Genomic DNA, 709 nt, shown 5'->3' with positions numbered 1-709 from the left:
TCTGCCTACATTAGTATGGCAGATCATTAACCAACCAAACCCTTCTGCTAAAATTGCTTAAGGTCTTGGGTATGATTGAAAATAGTAAAAAAGTAGAAGATCAGAAAAAGCTATTTAGAGAACTGGCCTTTATTAACATTAAAAAATGGGACACAAATGATAGTAGCTCTAATGACTGTGTTATATGGCAATATGCTAAAGCATACAAAGTTCCATTACGCGAGCAGATAGAAGCAATTGATCCTGACATTATATTTCTTTGTGGAACTGACATAGCTTTTCGAGAAATTTTTGAAGAAAAAGAGATTAACATAGAAAACGATAATGACGAAGTTTTCAATAACTTAAGTTATCTTGATGATAAAAATAAATGGTTTTACTTTGTAAAATTCAATAATAAGACTCAATTAGTAATCAATTATTATCACCCTAGTCTGAGAGCAAAAATTGCAGGTTGGATCCACTTATTAGCAGTGCAAAATATAATGAGAAATGCAATTACCTACATGAAAGCTCATGAAGGAGATAAAGATTTTAAAGATCTTCTTAAGAGATTAACCAAGTCAAAATAATCAGTCTCTGATTCTAAAGATAAGAGAATATAAGGATTGTTTTAAGCATAGAGCCATAATTTTATCCCAAACTTTGCTAGATTTTACTGATCTAGTGGAGTTTTTAGCAAAGTCCCTTTGAATTAGGGACTTTCTTA

The 709-nt window shown here is 31.0% G+C and carries 1 protein-coding gene; it reads left to right on the top strand.

Translation table 11 applies throughout. The features are described 5' to 3' along the window. The first annotated feature begins 71 nt into the window (after nt 1-71). Complete coding sequence (locus J5V48_RS09810; protein WP_219938478.1) at nt 72-572, top strand: hypothetical protein; 501 nt, start codon at nt 72-74, stop codon at nt 570-572. The last annotated feature ends 137 nt before the right edge of the window (nt 573-709 follow it).

Source organism: Succinivibrio faecicola (assembly GCF_019448115.1).
In the GTDB taxonomy this organism is placed as follows: Bacteria; Pseudomonadota; Gammaproteobacteria; order Enterobacterales; family Succinivibrionaceae; genus Succinivibrio; species Succinivibrio faecicola.
The sequence above is the reverse complement of the archived record's forward strand: the minus strand, read 5'-3'. Positions and strand labels throughout refer to the sequence as shown.